Raw genomic sequence first — 17,390 nt, forward strand, 5'->3', positions numbered from 1 at the left:
AAATTGTTCTATGTTTTTACATTTACTATAATGGAGGAGAGGTGACAAGCATGCGTAATAAACAAGACATTCGTGAAGATATATGGAAAAAGATGATGGAAGAAAAGGTAGGAAGATTTCCATTTCCTTTGAAGGGGAGAATTCCAAATTTTAAAGGGGCAGAGAAAGCAGCACAATTTGTATTTGAGATGGAGGAGTACAAACAGGCAAAGGTCGTCAAGGTGAATCCAGATTCTCCACAACTGCCTATTCGAGCACAAGTTATAAAGGATGGAAAAATACTTTTAGTTCCTACACCACGATTAAAGGATGGCTTTATTTTTGTCGATCCAGCAAATGTTCCACCGGGAGAGGAAAAGAAAGCTTCGAGCTTAAAAAATATTCATCAATATGGGAAAGTGATTCCTCTCTCTCAACTGCCTGAGATCGATTTGTTCTTCGCTGGCTCCGTCGCATTACATCACGATGGACGTAGAATCGGTAAAGGGGAAGGTTATGCAGATAGAGAATATGCTATTTTGCGAGAGCTTGGTAACCGTGAGATCCCCGTTATTGGTACGGCTCATTCCGTACAAATTGTATCTGAAGATATGCCTAAGGATGAGTACGATTTAACATGTGATTGGATTGCTACAGAAAATGAACTCATAAAGACAAATTCTCCATACGAAAAGCCAAAGGGTATTATATGGTCAGAAGTGACCGATGAAGAAATGAATGAAATGCCTGTTTTAAGGGAGATTTGGGATATGACAAAAGGTTAGTAGTATAGGAATAGCGGAGCCCACTCGTGAAGTGGTGGCTCCGCTTTTTCTAGTTTTGTTACACAATTTTGTTAGTTTCTCCGATTCTTTTCCTTTTTCCGCTGTCTATCTGCGAGCTTTGCCTTTTCTACGGCCTTTTTCTCTATATAATCCTGCTCCTTTTGCAGCTTTAAATAGCTATTGTAGCGATGTCTATCTAGCGTCCCTTCCATGATAGCAGATTGAATCGCACATCTCGGCTCATGCTCGTGCTTACAATCCCTAAAATGACAAGCTAATGACATTGATTGTATATCATCAAAACTTTGCTTTAGTCCTTCCTCTGATTCCCAAAGCTGTATCTCTCTCATTCCAGGCGTATCAATTAATACACCGCCCTCTTGGAGGAGAAATAGCTCTCTATGTGTTGTCGTATGCCTTCCTCTTGCGTCATCTTCTCTTATACCTTGAACTGCTTGCACTTCTCTTCCTAGAAGCGCATTGATGATCGTTGATTTCCCGACACCTGACGAACCAATGAGTGCCGCACTTTTTCCTTTTTTCATGTACGTTGAAATGCGTTCCATACCATCATCATATAAAGCACTAATGACATGAACTGGAACGCCGAAAGATACTCCTTCTACTTCAGCAACCTTTTTTTCAACATCATGACACAAGTCTGCCTTGCTCAAAATAACTACTGGGCTTGCTCCACTTTCCCAGGCTAGCGTTAAATAGCGTTCTAATCTGCGTACGTTATAATCATTATTTAGAGCCATGACAATAAATAATGTGTCCACGTTGGCAGCGACAATTTGCTCATCTGTTTTTAAACCAGCTGCTTTTCGTGAAAAACGACTTTTTCTTTTAAGTATATGGTGAATCCTTCCTTTTCGCTCAGACGGAAATAACTCTACTAATACCCAATCCCCAACCGCTGGATACTCCTCACGTTCTATAGCACGATATCTAAAACTGCCTGTTACTTCACATGAAATCACGCCTACATTCGTATAAACACGATACATCCCTTTATGCTCTTCCGTCACTCGACCAGGATTTAGTGTCTCTCGTGACGATATGTCATTCATTTTTTGTTCCCACTCTTTATTCCAACCATATTGTTCTAATGTCAAGGATTATTCCTCCAAAATAATTATAGTCTTGCAAAAATAAAAAGACTAAAAACGAGCTTGCTGAAGCCCGCTTTTAGCCTTTTCTAAGTTTTATACTTGATCCTTAAAAAACCACGGACTACCAGCCCATGGTTCTACAATTATTTAAGAGTTCACTAAAAAACATCGAACAATCTATTAAACGACGAATTCCTCCATGGGCTGTGCATATACAATTAACTGAGTTAATTCTCTATTCATTACTTTTCGCATAACACAACACCCCCTTTATAATAACCATAACATCTTTTCAATTTAACATAATTGTATAATAATGATTACTCGAATCCGCTAATGGCGGGCGCTTTCCGCGGGCACGGCCTCAGCCTCCTCGACGCAAAAAACGCGTCTGCGGGGTCTTCAGCTCGCGCTGTTCCCGCTGGAGTCGCCACCATTCACTCCTTCGAGTATAGTTTCTGAGATAAAATAATCTCCTACCTTAATCTATAATGAAATCATTAAATCTTATGTCTAAATTAAAATTAATTTTTGTAGGCTTTATTTGGTATTATATGGTTAAATAAAACATTTGTAAATAATTTTTTTCACATGAATGAATGAATTTCATAATTATTGAGCCTTACTTGTCAAGTGTTTTAAAAGCATGAAAAAATGATTAGCTCTATTCAGTATCAGTATAATTACTACACTTTATGCAATGTATTGTTGATTGAAACGAAAGGATACGAGACGCCTGCGACGAGCGTTACATCACGATTAAGCTTCGAGTTGTCTCGACGGATGCAGCTTCAGAGCGAAACTGGCAGAGGAAGAGACAAGCGAGTAGCCTGAAGTGAAAATCAACAACAAAGTTAAGTTAACAGGAATTTTTTAATGAGATGCAATTGATTCACATGATTACTTTTTTACAGCTATCACTTCAATTTCAACTAGCGCGTCTTTAGGAAGGCGTGCTACTTCCACTGCACTTCTTGCTGGAAATGGTTGTTCAAATTGCTCAGCATAAATTTCATTTACTTGTACGAAGTCATCCATATTTTTCATAAAAACTGTCGCTTTTACTACATCATTCATCGTACAACCGGCAGCTTCTAGCACCGCTTTTACATTACTGAAAACTTGTCGTGTTTGCGCGTCAAGTCCTTCCTGCATTTCTCCAGTTTCCGGATGTAAGCCAATTTGGCCAGAGGAGTATACAAAGTCTCCTGTAATTACTGCTTGTGAATAAGGTCCAATAGCCCCTGGTGCTGCTTTTGTTTGAACAATTTGTTTTGTCATGTTTTATTCCCTCTTTCCGATTTATTTTGTTAAAACACCTAATTTTAAAGTGTTAAACAGCTGCTCACGTTTTTTTAATTCTGTATGCGCCTGTTGTAATGTTATCTTTTGAAACGTTAACGTTTGTCCTGGTAGCTTTTGAGCTACCTTCCAAAGATCTACACTAATGACAGATGCGATTTTAGGATAGCCACCTGATGTTTGGCTATCGGCCATTAATATAATTGGATTTTTATCACCTGGAACTTGAATAGATCCCTTCGTTACTCCATCTGTAATCATCTCTCGTTCCGACTTATGCTCAATTGCTTCTCCCTCTATGCGGTAGCCCATTCTATCTGATTGCGACGAGATTTTAAAGGTTGAAGAGTAAAATCGTGCGATTGCTTCTTGTGTAAACATGTTGTCTTGTGGACCAGGAATTACTCTAATTCGGCTATTTGTTTCTATATTTGGGATAATAGTGGAGGAAATACTTCTCTCGTACTTTATATTGCCATAAACCTCGTTGGCACACAAAACATCCTTTTCCTTTAGAGGACCTCCATGAATGCCACCTATTTTCGCTTTTTCATATGTAGACTTACTTCCCATCATTATAGGAGCATCAATTCCACCAGCGACTAACAGATAGGCTCTTGCTCCTTCAATTGGTTTTCCAAAATGGAGCTTTTCTCCTTTATGCAGCTTTACCGTTTTCCACATTCGTATTGGTTTATCATCAATCATCGGTGATAAATTGGCACCTGTTATTACGATATGTGTATCATTTAAAACGTGTAGGCTAGGACCAAGCATCGTCATTTCTAGGCCCGCTGCATTGCGGTCATTTCCGAGGAGCAGATTTCCGATTTGAAAGGAAAGGTCATCCATCGCTCCAGAAGTAACGATTCCAAAACGCTTATAGCCCTCTCTCCCTAAATCTTGAATCGTTGTATGCAAGCCAGGTTCTATTACTTCGAAAACATTCATCATCTACCCCCCCGGATAGCTTACAGTAATTCCTGCCCGTTTTAAAGCAACACGTAAATGTTGTACAAATATCAATGCATGTTCCCCGTCACCATGAACGCAAATACTGTCTGCCTGCACCGGGACTTCAGATCCATCAACAGCTAGTACAGTTCCGTTTTTGACCATCGAAATGACTTGCTGTATTGCCTTTTGTGGATCTTCTATCGTCGCTTGTGGATGACTTCTAGGTGTTAATGTGCCGTCTGCATTGTACGTTCTATCTGCAAATACTTCCTCTACTGTTTTCAAGCCAATCCTTTCGCCTTCCTTAATTAAAGCACTTCCAGATAAGCCGAATAAATAAAGGCTTGGATTCGTATCTCTTACCGCTTTTGCAATTGCACTAGCTATTTGTTCGTCGTTTGCCGCCATATTATACAGAGCCCCATGTGGTTTCACATGGTTTAGAGAGTGTTGGAAAAGCTGCGCAAAGCCTTGGACTGCATTCACTTGATAAACAACCATATTATACACATCATTCGGTGTGACATCCATCTTTCTTCGGCCAAACCCGACGAGGTCAGGAAGTCCTGGATGTGCACCTAGTGCGACACCGTTTTTTACAGCTTCCTTTACTGTTTCAAAAATGACGTTATGATCGCCGGCGTGGTAACCACAGGCAATATTTGCTGATGTAATATACTGTAGAATTTCTTTATCATTTCCTATCTTATAAGCACCAAAGCTTTCCCCTATATCACTATTTAAATCGACTATTCGCTTCACAAATCGTCCACCCTTTCATGTAAAATAGCTGGACTATATTCACCCTTTTCCCATGCTTTTTTAATCGTATCATATTCTGTTTCTGAAACGGCTTTAAACACGAGATAGTCTCCTGCCTTCACAAGAGTAGGATCTTTTATGGTTGGATTAAATAAAGAAACAGGTGTACGCCCGATAATTTGCCAACCACCCGGACTTTGGATAGGGTATATTCCTGTTTGTTCACCTGCAATACCGACGGATCCTGCTGCTACACTTCTCCGTGGCTTCGTTTTCCTCGGAGTAGCTAACTGCTTGTTCATACCACCTAAATAAGGGAACCCAGGTAAAAAACCGACCATGTACGTTAAATAGTTTCGTTTTGTATGCATTTCTATCACTTTCTCACAAGTAATAGCGTGATAGTTAGCAACGTAGTCAAGGTCAGGTCCTTTCTCTCCACCATAACAAACAGGAATGATTACTTTTTTCCTTTCAAGATAGGCTGGGCTTTTTAGTGTATTCATTTGGTTTTCTATTTCATCTATTAAATGTAAGTAGCTAATCATAAGTGGATTATAGTAGATTGTTAGCGTTGTATATGCTGGGACTAGCTCAATAACGCCTTTCATTTTTAACGTTGAAAAGGCGCTAGCCAATCGATGAACACGACTATTTATTTCTGGTGAGATTGTTTTTCCAATCTCTACCCGTATTGCTTTGTCACCAAGTGGCATAACATCATAAGAAAACACTCTTCTCCCCTCCTTGTTGACATCCTCCCTCACCTACCGTTCACGCGCTTGAGGAAAATTCTTCTCACCCAAAACCAATAAAAGAGTACTTTAGAGCAAGCTCCAAAAGGTAAAGGGCGACCTTTTGGGCAATGGCTTCGCCTTTTGCTTCGAGCAAGCTCCAAAAGGTAAAGGGCAACCTTTTGGAGCTTGCTCTTATATTTTTCGCATTTTGATTGATTCGACGAGGTGGTGGTCTCCTTTTGATAGGATGAGATCGGAACGATAGCGTGTCGGTAATATATTCTCGTGTAGGTTAACTTTGTTTATCGTGTCCCATATGCTTTTGGCCATCTCGTATGCTTCTTTATCATCTATGCCAGCAAATTTCTTAAAATAGGAGTGCTCATGTCTGAATGCAGTATCTTTTAATATTTTAAACCTCTCCACATACCACTGAAATATATTTTCTTCTGCTGCATCGACGTAAATAGAGAAGTCGAAAAAGTCAGACACTGAAATTTGGTCTACAGCTTTTTTATCTAATCGTTTTGGTGGTTGTAGAACATTAATTCCTTCTACAATTAATATATCTGGATTTTCAATGATTTGCTCTTTACCATTTATAACGTCATATGTAATATGTGAATAAATAGGTGCTGACACGCTTTCTTTACCCGACTTTAATTCAGATAACACCTCAAGTAACTTCCCAATATCATAGCTTTCTGGAAACCCCTTTTTGTCCATAATTCCCCTTTTTTCCAATACAGCATTAGGGTATAAAAAGCCGTCTGTCGTTAATAGGTCTACTTTAGGCTGTTTTGGCCATCTTGATAGTAATGTCTTTAAAACACGTGCCATTGTACTTTTTCCAACCGCTACACTACCCGCGATTCCTATAATATAAGGTACTTTCTTAATTTTTGTCCGCAAGAATGTATTTCGACTATCGTATAGCTCCCTCGTTGCTTTTGCATGTAAGTATAATAGCCTAGAAAGTGGTAAGTAAATATCCTCAACCTCTTCTAAATTCAATACGTCGTTTAGGCCCTTCAACTCTTCTATTTCTTTTTCCGTCATGGTCATTGGTGCAGTAGATCGAAGTTTTGCCCATTCATCTCTGTCAAATTCAATATATGGTGTAAAGTCTTGATTTTTCATAGTCCACCTCTACAGCTATCTAGAATGTATTCATTGCAATAATGTGTACCGCCTTGTTATAGTTCCTTTCCCAATTGTAACTAAAAATTGACGAGAACGCACTTCGTTTATGCTTCCGAAACTTTATTTCTTTATTATACTACAGTAAAGCTAATGTGAAGCTTACAAACTTATGATACTTCCAATTTATTTTGAACAGAGCATTGAAACAGGTTGATATTTAAAACTGCTGAAGAGTACAAAACAACTTTTTCAGTGCTTTTTATTTGTATTGCAATGGCTAACACTTGCCAACTTCTTATAAAAAAAGACTTAAAACTAGCTTCATAAAGCTAAATTTTAAGTCTTTTTTAGAAGATAAGAACGAATTTACGGTGGAATTGTGCCATCTCCTCAGTCATTTTCTCGAGGATATACGGACGACGGCTTCCTTTCTCTTGGATGCATTTTTTCGTCTCTCTTCAATTATTGACGTACAGTTCGGACAGCGTAACGCGCGAGAAGGTATATCAGAAAAACAGTAAGGACAGGATTTTTGTTTAGTAGACTCCATCGGGACTCGTCTTAGCTTATTCATTTGAATAATAATTAAATACGCAGCAAAAGCAATGATCACAAAGTGAATAACCGTTTCTATAAAAGCTCCATAATTCACTGTTGCTGCACCAGCTTCTTGTGCCTCAGCCAAACTACTATAATGCTCCCCAGACAAATTAATATATAAATTAGAAAAATTGACTTTCCCTAATAAAAGTCCTATCGGAGGCATTAATACATCAGAAACGAAAGAAGTCACAATCCCACCAAAGGCAGCACCTATAATTACACCGATCCCCATATCAACTACGTTACCTCTTATAGCAAACTCTCGAAAGCCTCTGAAAAAGCTCATAAAGTAGAAACTCCTCTTATGAAAATTATTATTATAACCATTTGTATTCGGTTGTCCTAGCGCAATATGCCAATACTTGTACGAAATGATGAAAGTTCTTGTTTTATTTGCATAGAACGTTATTCATTGACTAAAAATAAGAGGAATATTTTGTAATTGCTTTTATTGCAAGGAGGCGTACATATGGAAAAAAATTATGAAGGTTTACCTCAATACCCTGAATCATACTGGCTTGATTCCACAAATCGACCTAGCTTTCATCCTTTAAAGGAAAACAAACATTTTGATATCGTCATCGTCGGTGGCGGTATTGCTGGCATTACTACTGGTTACTTACTTAGTCAGGAAGGCTTGAAAGTCGCAATTCTTGAGGCGACACAAATTTTTAATGGCACGACAGGACACACAACAGCAAAGGTAACCGCACAGCATAACCTTTTATATGATGAGCTTATTGAGCATTTCGGTGAAGGATTCGCAAAAACATATTATGAATCAAATATGAATGCAGTAGGCTTTATTCGCAATTTTATTGAATCGCATCAGTTACAGTGTGACTTTCAAGAAAAAGATGCGGTTCTTTATGGTGCAGAGGCTAAATCTGTTCGTAAGCTTGAAAAGGAATACGCAGCTTATCAAAAGCTAGGAATTCCTTCAGAGTTAACAGATACAGTTCCTTTCGGTGTACGTGTTGAAAAAGCATTAGTGATGAAAAACCAAGCACAGTTCCATCCACTACAGTATTTAGGAAAAATGGTAGATGAGTTTCTAGCTAACGGAGGGGAAATCTTTGAAGGTACTGTTGCTACAAGTATTATGACAGAATCTCAAACTGGAGAAGATCGACTGCATGTAGAAACACAAGATGGTCATTTTGTCTCCTGTCATAAGGTAATGGCTTGTACACATTTCCCTTTTTATGAAGGTGAAGGCTACTATTTTATGCGGATGCATCCAGAGCGCTCATACATTGTAGCTGCTAAACCAAATGGCAACATGGATCATCTAACAGGCATGTACTTAAGTGTTGATAGTCCTTCAAGGTCTGTAAGAACTGTCACAATAAACGGTGAAACACACTTATTATTAGCTGGAGATGGTCATAAAACAGGACAAGGCGAGCCTGAGATGAAGCATTATGAAGCACTTAAAAAATTTGGGGAAGATGTTTTCCAAGTGACATCATTTCCTTACCGATGGTCTGCTCAAGATCTATATACACAGGATAACGTTCCATATATTGGTCCAGTATCAGCAAATGAAACGAACATTTTCGTTGCAACTGGCTTTAGAAAATGGGGGATGTCTAGCAGTACTGTTGCTGCCCACATTTTGCGTGATTATGCGCTTGAGAAGGATACACCTGAAATGGAGGTGTATTCTACCGAACGCTTTCATGCAGATCCAAGCTTAAAACATTTCTTTAAAGAAAACTTAAATGTAGCGAAACATTTCCTAAAAGGAAAATTGGATCAGCGTCATCAAGCACCGGATAAAATCCAACGAGGTGAAGCAGGAATTATTCATATTAATGGTAGCCGTGCTGGCGCTTATCGTGATGAAAAAGGGACACTTCATTGTGTTGATACGACATGCACGCATATGGGGTGTGAAGTGGAGTGGAATGGTGGCGAGCGTACTTGGGATTGCCCTTGCCACGGCTCTAGATTTACATTTGATGGTGATGTTGTAGAAGGACCAGCAAAAAAAGGATTGCGAAAAGTGAGTCCAGAGGAAGAAACGTTAAGTTAAATGGTGAAAGATGTCTCTTCAGTAGTGATGCTAACAATGGTTCAACCTGCTGTTTCTATTAAACAGTGACAGCTCTTGTACTAGCATTTACAATAGAACTAACTTATTAATTGGAAAGAGGGTTCTACCATTGAGAGACATCATTACTAAAACAATAGAGGCGTTACGAGATGACTTTTTTCATATTAGTCAATTTATAGGCAATAACCCTGAGCTAGGAAATGAAGAGTTTAAAGCCGCACAAATATTAACGGATGAGCTTATAAAACACGAATTCGATATTACAATGAATGTCGTCAATCAACCTACTGCTTTTATTGCAGTTTACGATAGTGGCCTTCCTGGTCCACACATTGGCTTCATGTCAGAATACGATGCGCTCCCTGAGGTTGGTCACGCATGTGGGCATAACTTGATCGGTACGATGGGTGTTGCAGCAGGCATCGCATTAAGTAAAGTCATTCATCAAACCGGCGGGAAAATTAGTGTTTTTGGTACACCGGCAGAGGAAACGCGAGGTGCCAAGGTAACGATGGCCGAAGAAGGTATATTTAATGACCTTGACGTTGCTATGATGTCACACCCTAGTAGTAGCTATGTAAAAAGCGGTACATCATTAGCGATGGACGCTATACAGTTTGCATTCCACGGACGTGCTGCACATGCAGCTGCCGCTCCTCAAGAGGGGATTAACGCATTAGATGCTGTTATCCAAACGTTTAATGGCATTAATGCTTTACGACAGCACGTAACTTCAGATGTACGCATTCACGGAATCATACCTGAAGGTGGAAAAGCTGCCAATGTTGTCCCTGATTATGCGGTTGCTCAGTTTTACGTGCGTGCTAATACACGTGCAACCTTAAATGACGTCGCCCAAAAGGTTATTCAATGTGCGAAAGGAGCTGAACTCGCTACTGGTGCTAAATTAACTGTGTCAAACTATGAATTTTCCTATGATGATATGGTTACAAATGAAGCATTATCAGAATGCTTTACGAGAAACCTCATCTCTCTCGGTGTGGGACAGGAAGAAATTGTTACACCTTCCGGAAGTGGTTCTTTAGATATGGGAAATGTCAGTCACTGCGTACCTTCTATACACCCTTTTATAAAAATTAGTGAAGCGCCTATTATCGCTCACACCCATGAATTCAGAGAAGCTGCATTAAGTAAGAGTGGCTTTGAAGGTATGCTTTTAGCTGCAAAAACGATGGCATTAACTGGCTTCGACGTTTTAACAGACGAAACATTACTAGAAAAAATTAAGGCCGAATTCCAAACAACACTATAACGCTTTAACCAGTTTATGATGCTGTTCTTTAGCTCATGGGCTGGTTTTGTTTTTTAATGGGCCTCATTTGGAAACTCAGATCATGGTTCCTTTTCTTACGAGATTTTATATTCGCTTTAATGGACGCTTAGGTGAACGCTGCTTCTCTAAAGGGATTTTAATACTACTTTATTAGACATTACACTCATTAAATAAATATTTTAAAAATTCAACAACTGTCACACACACATTGTCACCAAAGGGTTGTAAACGCTAACAATAACAATCTAATCAGTAAGTCGGGGTTTTTTATTCAATTTATGGTTGAATTACTTCGACTTAAGCACTATAATGTCTCTTATAGAAAAACAGGTGTCCTTTATAAAAAGACACAACGAAAGAAGGGCGATCATAATGGTAGAAAAAATTTCTGTAGGTTTATTAGGCCTTGGAACAGTTGGAAGCGGCGTCGTGCAAATTATTGATCAGCACCAAGATAAGCTCATGCATCAAGTCGGCTGCGAAGTGAAGGTTCGCAAAATTTTAGTTAGTGATATTCATAAAAAGAGAGATGTGTATTTGAACGGAACAAGGTTAACGAATGACCCTTCAGAAGTGTTAAACGATCCGGAGATCGATGTTGTCATTGAAGTAATGGGTGGTGTAGAAACTACTCGTGAGTATATATTACAAGCTTTACGGAATAAAAAGCATGTCGTTACTGCAAACAAAGACTTAATGGCATTGTACGGAAGTGAACTGCTACAAACAGCTGTTGAGAACCAATGTGATTTATTTTATGAAGCAAGTGTTGCGGGCGGCATCCCAATTCTACGTAGTTTAGTAGAAGGGCTTGCTTCAGATCGCATTACAAAAATGATGGGTATTGTAAATGGCACGACAAACTATATTTTAACGAAAATGTCTCAAGAAGGACGGAACTATGAGGAAGTTTTACAGGAGGCAAAGGATCTCGGTTATGCAGAAGCAGATCCTACTTCCGATGTAGAGGGTCTTGATGCAGCTAGAAAAATTGCGATCCTTGGTACCCTCGGTTTTTCCATGCATATTGATTTAGATGATGTTTCAGTTGAAGGTATTTCACACGTTTCTAAAGAGGATCTTGAATACGGAGATCAGCTCGGCTACACGATGAAGCTGATTGGGTTAGCAAACCGTACTGATGATAAAGTTGAAATAAGCGTGCAGCCCACGCTTGTTACACACTCTCACCCGTTAGCTGCTGTTCATAATGAGTTTAATGCCGTTTATGTATACGGCGCGGCTGTCGGAGAAACAATGTTTTACGGACCAGGGGCTGGAAAGCTACCAACAGCTACTGCAGTAGTGTCTGATTTAGTAGAAGTAGTGAAAAATATGAGATTAGGTGTGAATGGTAACAGTGCGGTCATTCCACAATTTGAGAAAAATTTGAAATCTCCTGAGGAGGTTTTAGCTAAATACTTCTTACGTATTCATGCAAAGGATCAGCCAGGAACATTTGCTTCTTTAACGTCGTTGTTCTCAGAACAGGATGTAAGCTTAGAGAAAATTCTTCAGCTCCCATTAGAGGAAGGGAAAATAGCTGAAATCATTATTGTTACGCATAATGCGACAAAGAAAAACTTTGAAAATATATTAATAAAATTAAATGACTTAGATGTAGTTGTAGAAGTGAAAAGTAGCTACCGTGTTGAAGGAGATGGCAATCGATGAAGAGATGGCAAGGGTTAATAGGAGAATATGAACAATTTTTACCGGTGAATGAACAAACACCGAGGCTTTCTTTAAGTGAAGGGAATACACCTCTTATACCGTTAGAAAACCTTTCTAAAAAGTGGGGCATTGAGCTCCACGTCAAATATGAAGGCGCTAACCCTACCGGTTCATTCAAGGATCGAGGAATGGTAATGGCTGTGGCTAAAGCGAAGGAAGAAGGTAGCGAAGCAATTATGTGTGCTTCCACAGGGAACACATCCGCTGCTGCTGCTGCATACGCTGCACGTGCCGGTCTTAGATGCATCATCGTAATTCCTGATGGAAAAATTGCGATGGGTAAGCTTGCACAAGCGGTCATGTATGGCGCGGAAATCTATGCAATAGAAGGAAACTTTGACAACGCCTTACAAATGGTTAGAAATTTAGCTGAAGTTTCTCCTATTACGCTAGTAAACTCTGTAAATCCTTATCGTATCGAAGGTCAAAAAACAGCTGCCTTTGAAGTGTGTGACCAGTTAGGAACGGCTCCTGATGTACTTGCAATTCCAGTTGGTAACGCAGGAAACATCACAGCATATTGGAAAGGTTTCAAAGAATACGATGAGCAGAAGCAAACTGGACTTCCACAAATGCGTGGATTCGAAGCGGAGGGCGCGGCTGCAATCGTTCGTAATGAAGTGATCGAGAACCCTGAGACGATTGCAACAGCCATTCGAATTGGAAATCCAGCGAGCTGGGATAAAGCGGTAGATGCTGCTACATCTTCCAATGGTGCCATCGATTCTGTTACAGATGACGAAATTTTAGCTGCTTATAAGCTCCTCGCTCAAGAAGAGGGCGTGTTTGCAGAACCAGCTTCATGTGCATCGATTGCCGGAGTGATAAAGGATATTGATGCAGGAAAAATTAAGAAGGGGGCAAAGGTCGTAGCAGTTTTAACTGGTAATGGACTCAAGGACCCTAACTGCGCGATTGATACTGCTATGTTTAAACCTGTCGTCCTTCCGAATGAAGAAGAAGTTGTTTTTGATCATATTCTAGGACGTGTTAACTCATGATTACGACGCCGATGTTTACAATTACAGTTCCAGCAAGTACGGCTAATTTAGGGCCTGGCTTTGACTCTGTAGGCTTGGCGATAGACCGATATTTAACACTCCACATTAGTAAAAGTGATGAATGGACTTTTGTTGGGCATTCGCCTGACCTCGAAGGATTACCTACAGGAACCGATAATTACATTTATGAAATTGCAGCAGCTGTAGCTGAAAAGTATAATCAAACTCTTCCACCATGTCTTGTTGACATGTACAGCAGTATTCCGATGTCTCGTGGTTTAGGCAGTAGCGCCGCTGCTATCATTGCTGGTATTGAGCTAGCTGATCAATTGTTGGGACTTTCATTGACAAATAAAGAAAAAGCACATTTATCAAGCTCCTTTGAAGGTCACCCTGATAATGTTACAGCTTCGTTATACGGTGGCCTAGTCATTGGCAGTCACCGTGGTGACGACACTGATGTCATATTAGGCGGTTGTCCAGAAATTGATATTGTTGCTATTATTCCTTCATATGAATTAAAGACAAAGGAATCTCGCGGGTTATTACCGAGCGAGCTTTCGTATCGCGACGCAGTGAAGGCGAGTAGCGTCAGCAATGTTTTAGTTGCAGCGTTACTACAAAACGAATGGAATGTTGTTGGAAAAATGATGATGAACGATCTTTTTCATCAGCCATATAGAAAAAATGTTGTGCCTGAGCTTGAAACAGCACTTTCCATTGTTTCAGAGCTCGATGTGTACGGGACATCGTTAAGTGGTGCAGGACCTATCGTGTTATTTTTCACCAAAAAAGGAAATGGTGCGAAGGTGAAAAACGAACTTCACCGTTATTATTCAGAACATAACGTCCAACTACTGAATGTCGACAAAAATGGTGTAACAGTAACACAATACCTTGCTTCTAAAAGGGTGTCTCAATAAAAACTTAGCTTTGCGAAGCTAAGTTTTTATTAGCAGTGGCGAATATATTTCTCTATCTCTGTTCAGGACTATTGAGTGCTCCTCTCGCTACTACATGCAGCGACATTTCCAGCACCTATTGCTTTACCTTTGAAGTTGAATCACATACAAACCTAATGAGTGAAAAATAACTTACTAGGTTTGTTCTTGTGATCTTTCTTTCCTTTACTTTGTTTTCAGCATACTAAATTTTAACCCTTTGTGCAGTGAGATTAATACTAAATGGCTTTTATTCATTCCTTCATCTCCCTTCAAAACCAAACGACACCTTTTTTAATTAAAAAATTCATTTCTTCCATCCTACGAAAATATTTATTCATTCCCCTCTTCCATTTCCTGAAAATTCCGATATAATAAATAACTAAAAGTTGGTGGGGTGTCAATTTATGTTAACGATTGAGGATATTTATCGTGATTTACCTTCTTTAGAAACTGATCGGCTTAGGCTAAGAAAGATTACACTTGATGACACAAAGGAAATGTTTTCTTATGGCAGTAATGAAGAGGTTACTAAATATGTAACTTGGGATACACACAATACAATGGATGATACGAAGGGTTTTATTGAGTTTGTAATAAAGCAATATGAATCGAATAATTTAGCTCCTTGGGGAATTGAGTACAAATCTACTAATAAGCTCATTGGGACGATTGACTTTGTTTCTTGGAAGCCAACACATCATGTTGCCGAAATTGGGTACGTATTATCACCTGATTATTGGGGGAAGGGAATTACTACGGAAGCAGCGGAAAAAGTCATTGAGTTTGGCTTTAATAAAATGGATTTGGTGAGAATCCAGGCGAAATGCTTTGTCGATAATAACGCCTCGGCTCGTGTGATGGAAAAAATCGGAATGAGATATGAAGGAACTTTACGAAAAGCGGCGTTTATAAAAGGAAAACATGAAGATTTAAAGGTCTATTCAATATTAAGAGAAGAATATTCAAAAACCCGCTAACCTCATTCTAACCGTTTATTTATCACATGATCTAATTTCTAAAAGTACTTAAATTTTGTATGAATCCATAAGCTACAGAAAGTTTGGCAAGGATTACATTCCCGTTTCGACAACTATAGAAAAACCACTCTACAGTTCATTTTCAATTAATTGCGGCGGGCTTTGTTCATTAAATAAGGGTTGACTCAAATAGAGTCAACCCTTATTCCCTATAGCTTAAATGAACTTTTTAATTCTACAATTCGATTGAAGACAAGTTTTTCCTCGGTCGTGTGCTTAGGGTCTACATTAAAATAGCCATGACGGAAAAATTGAAATTTATCGTTTGCTTTTGCTTCTTCCATATTCGGCTCTACAAACCCTTGTGCAATCGTAAGAGAGTCAGGGTTCACTTGCTCTAGGAAATCGTGTCCACTTTTTTCATCTAAAATTAACGAGTCGTAAAGTCTAAACTCCGCTGCCTTTGCATGCGTTGCTTCTACCCAATGAAGCGTACCCTTTACTTTACGTCCAGTAAATCCGGTACCACTTTTTGTTTCTGGGTCATACGTACAACGAAGTTCTACAATATTCCCAGCGTCGTCCTTGACTACTTCCTCACATTTTATGAAGTATGCGTGCTTTAAGCGAACTTCACTTCCTGGAAATAGGCGGAAATACTTTTTAGGTGGGTTTTCCATAAAATCACTACGCTCAATATAAATTTCACGAGAAAAAGGTATTTTACGTTTACCCATTTCTTCATTTTCAGGGTTTATATCCGCATCGAGCCATTCTACTTCCCCTTCAGGATAGTTTGTAATGACAACCTTTAATGGATCAAGAACTGACATCGTTCTAGGTGCTTTTAGCTTTAAGTCCTCACGAATGAAGTGCTCCAGCATGCGAACATCTACTGTATTATCTGCTCTAGCAACACCAATTTCTCTACAAAACTGCTTGATGGAATCTGCCGTAAATCCTCGTCTTCTTAGCCCTGAAATCGTTGGCATACGAGGGTCATCCCATCCATCCACGTAATTTTCATCGACTAACTGCTTGAGCTTACGCTTACTCATCACCGTATTAGTTAAATTTAAGCGAGCAAACTCGTACTGTCTTGGTTCAGCATCCATATCACAGTTCGCTACAACCCAATCGTAGAATGGGCGTTGATCCTCAAATTCTAGCGTACAGATGGAGTGCGTAACGCCTTCAATTGCATCCTCTAATGGGTGTGCAAAGGAATACAGCGGATAAATACACCATTGATCGCCTGTATTATGATGCTCGGTATGCGAGATACGATAAATAACAGGATCCCTCATATTAATATTTGGCGACGACATGTCTATTTTGGCACGAAGGACTTTTTCTCCATTTTTAAATTCGCCTTTACGCATGCGCTCAAATAAATCGAGGTTTTCCTCAACCGTACGGCTTCTAGCTGGACTCTCTTTTCCAGGCTCAGTTAATGTCCCTCTATACGCCCTGATTTCTTCCTGTGAAAGGTCTTCTACGTAAGCTAACCCTTTTTTAATTAGAACCACAGCTCGATGATACATCTCTTCAAAATAGTTAGAAGCAAAATGCAGTGCATCCCATTTATAACCAAGCCACTCGATATCCTCTTTAATAGAATTAACGTATTCCACATCTTCCTTTAGAGGATTCGTGTCATCGAAACGCAAGTGGATTTTCCCTTTAAATTCATAGGCAAGTTCAAAATTTAATACGATCGACTTTGCATGTCCAATATGTAAATAACCGTTTGGTTCAGGTGGGAAGCGCGTAACAATTTCATCATGCTTTCCAGATGCTAAATCTTCTTTAATAATGTGTTTTATAAAGTTAGAAGATGATGTCGTGTTATGATCACTCATACAATAGTCACCCTTTCTGTTTAGTATGGCATTTCTGACACATTTATTAGTCTTTATATCATAAAAGCTCGTCCATATCTATGGATTTAGAAAAAAACAAGCTCTTTTTATGGATTGTTTAAATATGAACATAAAA

General features: G+C 39.3%; 15 protein-coding genes. 7 read left to right on the forward strand and 8 right to left on the reverse strand.

Features of this window, described 5'->3' with window-relative positions; genetic code table 11:
• Window positions 1-50: 50 nt before the first annotated feature.
• Window positions 51-764, forward strand: coding sequence for a 5-formyltetrahydrofolate cyclo-ligase (locus BCELL_RS20530; RefSeq protein ID WP_013490714.1), 714 nt, complete (start codon window positions 51-53; stop codon window positions 762-764).
• A gap of 71 nt (window positions 765-835) precedes the next feature.
• Here BCELL_RS20530 and rsgA read toward each other — a convergent pair whose 3' ends face one another.
• From rsgA to mscL, 7 genes are all read right to left on the reverse strand, one after another.
• Window positions 836-1,882: a ribosome small subunit-dependent GTPase A gene (gene rsgA, locus BCELL_RS20535; RefSeq protein ID WP_013490715.1), complete on the reverse strand. Its 1,047-nt coding sequence runs from the start codon at window positions 1,880-1,882 to the stop codon at window positions 836-838.
• Window positions 1,883-2,779: 897 nt separating this feature from the next.
• Window positions 2,780-3,160 carry a RidA family protein gene (locus BCELL_RS20540; protein WP_013490716.1) on the reverse strand — a complete coding sequence of 127 codons (381 nt, stop codon included), beginning with the start codon at window positions 3,158-3,160 and terminating at the stop codon, window positions 2,780-2,782.
• A gap of 21 nt (window positions 3,161-3,181) precedes the next feature.
• Window positions 3,182-4,135: a 5-oxoprolinase subunit C family protein gene (locus BCELL_RS20545; protein ID WP_013490717.1), complete on the reverse strand. Its 954-nt coding sequence runs from the start codon at window positions 4,133-4,135 to the stop codon at window positions 3,182-3,184.
• Window positions 4,136-4,900, reverse strand: a complete 765-nt coding sequence (locus BCELL_RS20550) for a LamB/YcsF family protein (protein WP_013490718.1) — start codon at window positions 4,898-4,900, stop codon at window positions 4,136-4,138.
• Window positions 4,897-5,634 (reverse strand): 5-oxoprolinase subunit PxpB, encoded by a 738-nt coding sequence (gene pxpB / locus BCELL_RS20555; protein ID WP_013490719.1) that lies wholly within the window; start codon window positions 5,632-5,634, stop codon window positions 4,897-4,899. Before pxpB ends, BCELL_RS20550 begins: the two co-directional genes overlap by 4 nt.
• Before the next feature lie 195 nt (window positions 5,635-5,829).
• Window positions 5,830-6,777 (reverse strand): type I pantothenate kinase, encoded by a 948-nt coding sequence (gene coaA / locus BCELL_RS20560; protein ID WP_013490720.1) that lies wholly within the window; start codon window positions 6,775-6,777, stop codon window positions 5,830-5,832.
• A gap of 397 nt (window positions 6,778-7,174) precedes the next feature.
• A complete protein-coding gene (gene mscL / locus BCELL_RS20565; protein ID WP_013490721.1) occupies window positions 7,175-7,669 on the reverse strand; it encodes a large conductance mechanosensitive channel protein MscL in 495 nt (164 codons plus the stop codon).
• 183 nt (window positions 7,670-7,852) lie between these two features.
• Here mscL and BCELL_RS20570 point away from each other — a divergent pair, with 183 nt between their 5' ends.
• From BCELL_RS20570 to BCELL_RS20595, 6 genes are all read left to right on the forward strand, one after another.
• Window positions 7,853-9,421 carry an FAD-dependent oxidoreductase gene (locus BCELL_RS20570; RefSeq protein WP_013490722.1) on the forward strand — a complete coding sequence of 523 codons (1,569 nt, stop codon included), beginning with the start codon at window positions 7,853-7,855 and terminating at the stop codon, window positions 9,419-9,421.
• Window positions 9,422-9,551: 130 nt separating this feature from the next.
• Window positions 9,552-10,715, forward strand: coding sequence for a M20 family metallopeptidase (locus tag BCELL_RS20575; RefSeq protein ID WP_013490723.1), 1,164 nt, complete (start codon window positions 9,552-9,554; stop codon window positions 10,713-10,715).
• Window positions 10,716-11,108: 393 nt separating this feature from the next.
• A complete protein-coding gene (locus tag BCELL_RS20580; protein ID WP_013490724.1) occupies window positions 11,109-12,410 on the forward strand; it encodes a homoserine dehydrogenase in 1,302 nt (433 codons plus the stop codon).
• Entirely contained in the window at window positions 12,407-13,471 is a 1,065-nt protein-coding gene (gene thrC / locus BCELL_RS20585; protein ID WP_013490725.1) for a threonine synthase, read from the forward strand. Before BCELL_RS20580 ends, thrC begins: the two co-directional genes overlap by 4 nt.
• Window positions 13,468-14,394 carry a homoserine kinase gene (thrB, locus tag BCELL_RS20590; RefSeq protein ID WP_013490726.1) on the forward strand — a complete coding sequence of 309 codons (927 nt, stop codon included), beginning with the start codon at window positions 13,468-13,470 and terminating at the stop codon, window positions 14,392-14,394. Before thrC ends, thrB begins: the two co-directional genes overlap by 4 nt.
• 425 nt (window positions 14,395-14,819) lie before the next feature.
• Entirely contained in the window at window positions 14,820-15,392 is a 573-nt protein-coding gene (locus BCELL_RS20595; RefSeq protein ID WP_013490727.1) for a GNAT family N-acetyltransferase, read from the forward strand.
• 209 nt (window positions 15,393-15,601) lie between these two features.
• On the opposite strand, the gene BCELL_RS20600 is transcribed toward BCELL_RS20595, so the two are convergent.
• The gene (locus BCELL_RS20600) at window positions 15,602-17,254 is read right to left on the reverse strand and encodes a glutamine--tRNA ligase/YqeY domain fusion protein (protein ID WP_013490728.1); all 1,653 of its coding nucleotides are present in this window, start codon (window positions 17,252-17,254) and stop codon (window positions 15,602-15,604) included.
• Between the last annotated feature and the right edge of the window lie 136 nt (window positions 17,255-17,390).

It is taken from the genome of Evansella cellulosilytica DSM 2522 (genome assembly GCF_000177235.2).
In the GTDB taxonomy this organism is placed as follows: Bacteria; Bacillota; Bacilli; order Bacillales; family Salisediminibacteriaceae; genus Evansella; species Evansella cellulosilytica.

What these genes read in the sequence shown, in the direction of transcription:
- mscL (WP_013490721.1), bottom strand. Translation starts at nt 7,669, where the DNA reads ATGAGCTTTTTCAGAGGCTTTCGAGAGTTTGCTATAAGAGGTAACGTA.
- BCELL_RS20540 (WP_013490716.1), bottom strand. Translation starts at nt 3,160, where the DNA reads ATGACAAAACAAATTGTTCAAACAAAAGCAGCACCAGGGGCTATTGGA.
- BCELL_RS20600 (WP_013490728.1), bottom strand. Translation starts at nt 17,254, where the DNA reads ATGAGTGATCATAACACGACATCATCTTCTAACTTTATAAAACACATT.
- thrB (WP_013490726.1), top strand. Translation starts at nt 13,468, where the DNA reads ATGATTACGACGCCGATGTTTACAATTACAGTTCCAGCAAGTACGGCT.
- coaA (WP_013490720.1), bottom strand. Translation starts at nt 6,777, where the DNA reads ATGAAAAATCAAGACTTTACACCATATATTGAATTTGACAGAGATGAA.
- BCELL_RS20595 (WP_013490727.1), top strand. Translation starts at nt 14,820, where the DNA reads ATGTTAACGATTGAGGATATTTATCGTGATTTACCTTCTTTAGAAACT.
- BCELL_RS20580 (WP_013490724.1), top strand. Translation starts at nt 11,109, where the DNA reads ATGGTAGAAAAAATTTCTGTAGGTTTATTAGGCCTTGGAACAGTTGGA.
- thrC (WP_013490725.1), top strand. Translation starts at nt 12,407, where the DNA reads ATGAAGAGATGGCAAGGGTTAATAGGAGAATATGAACAATTTTTACCG.
- BCELL_RS20530 (WP_013490714.1), top strand. Translation starts at nt 51, where the DNA reads ATGCGTAATAAACAAGACATTCGTGAAGATATATGGAAAAAGATGATG.
- BCELL_RS20545 (WP_013490717.1), bottom strand. Translation starts at nt 4,135, where the DNA reads ATGATGAATGTTTTCGAAGTAATAGAACCTGGCTTGCATACAACGATT.
- BCELL_RS20570 (WP_013490722.1), top strand. Translation starts at nt 7,853, where the DNA reads ATGGAAAAAAATTATGAAGGTTTACCTCAATACCCTGAATCATACTGG.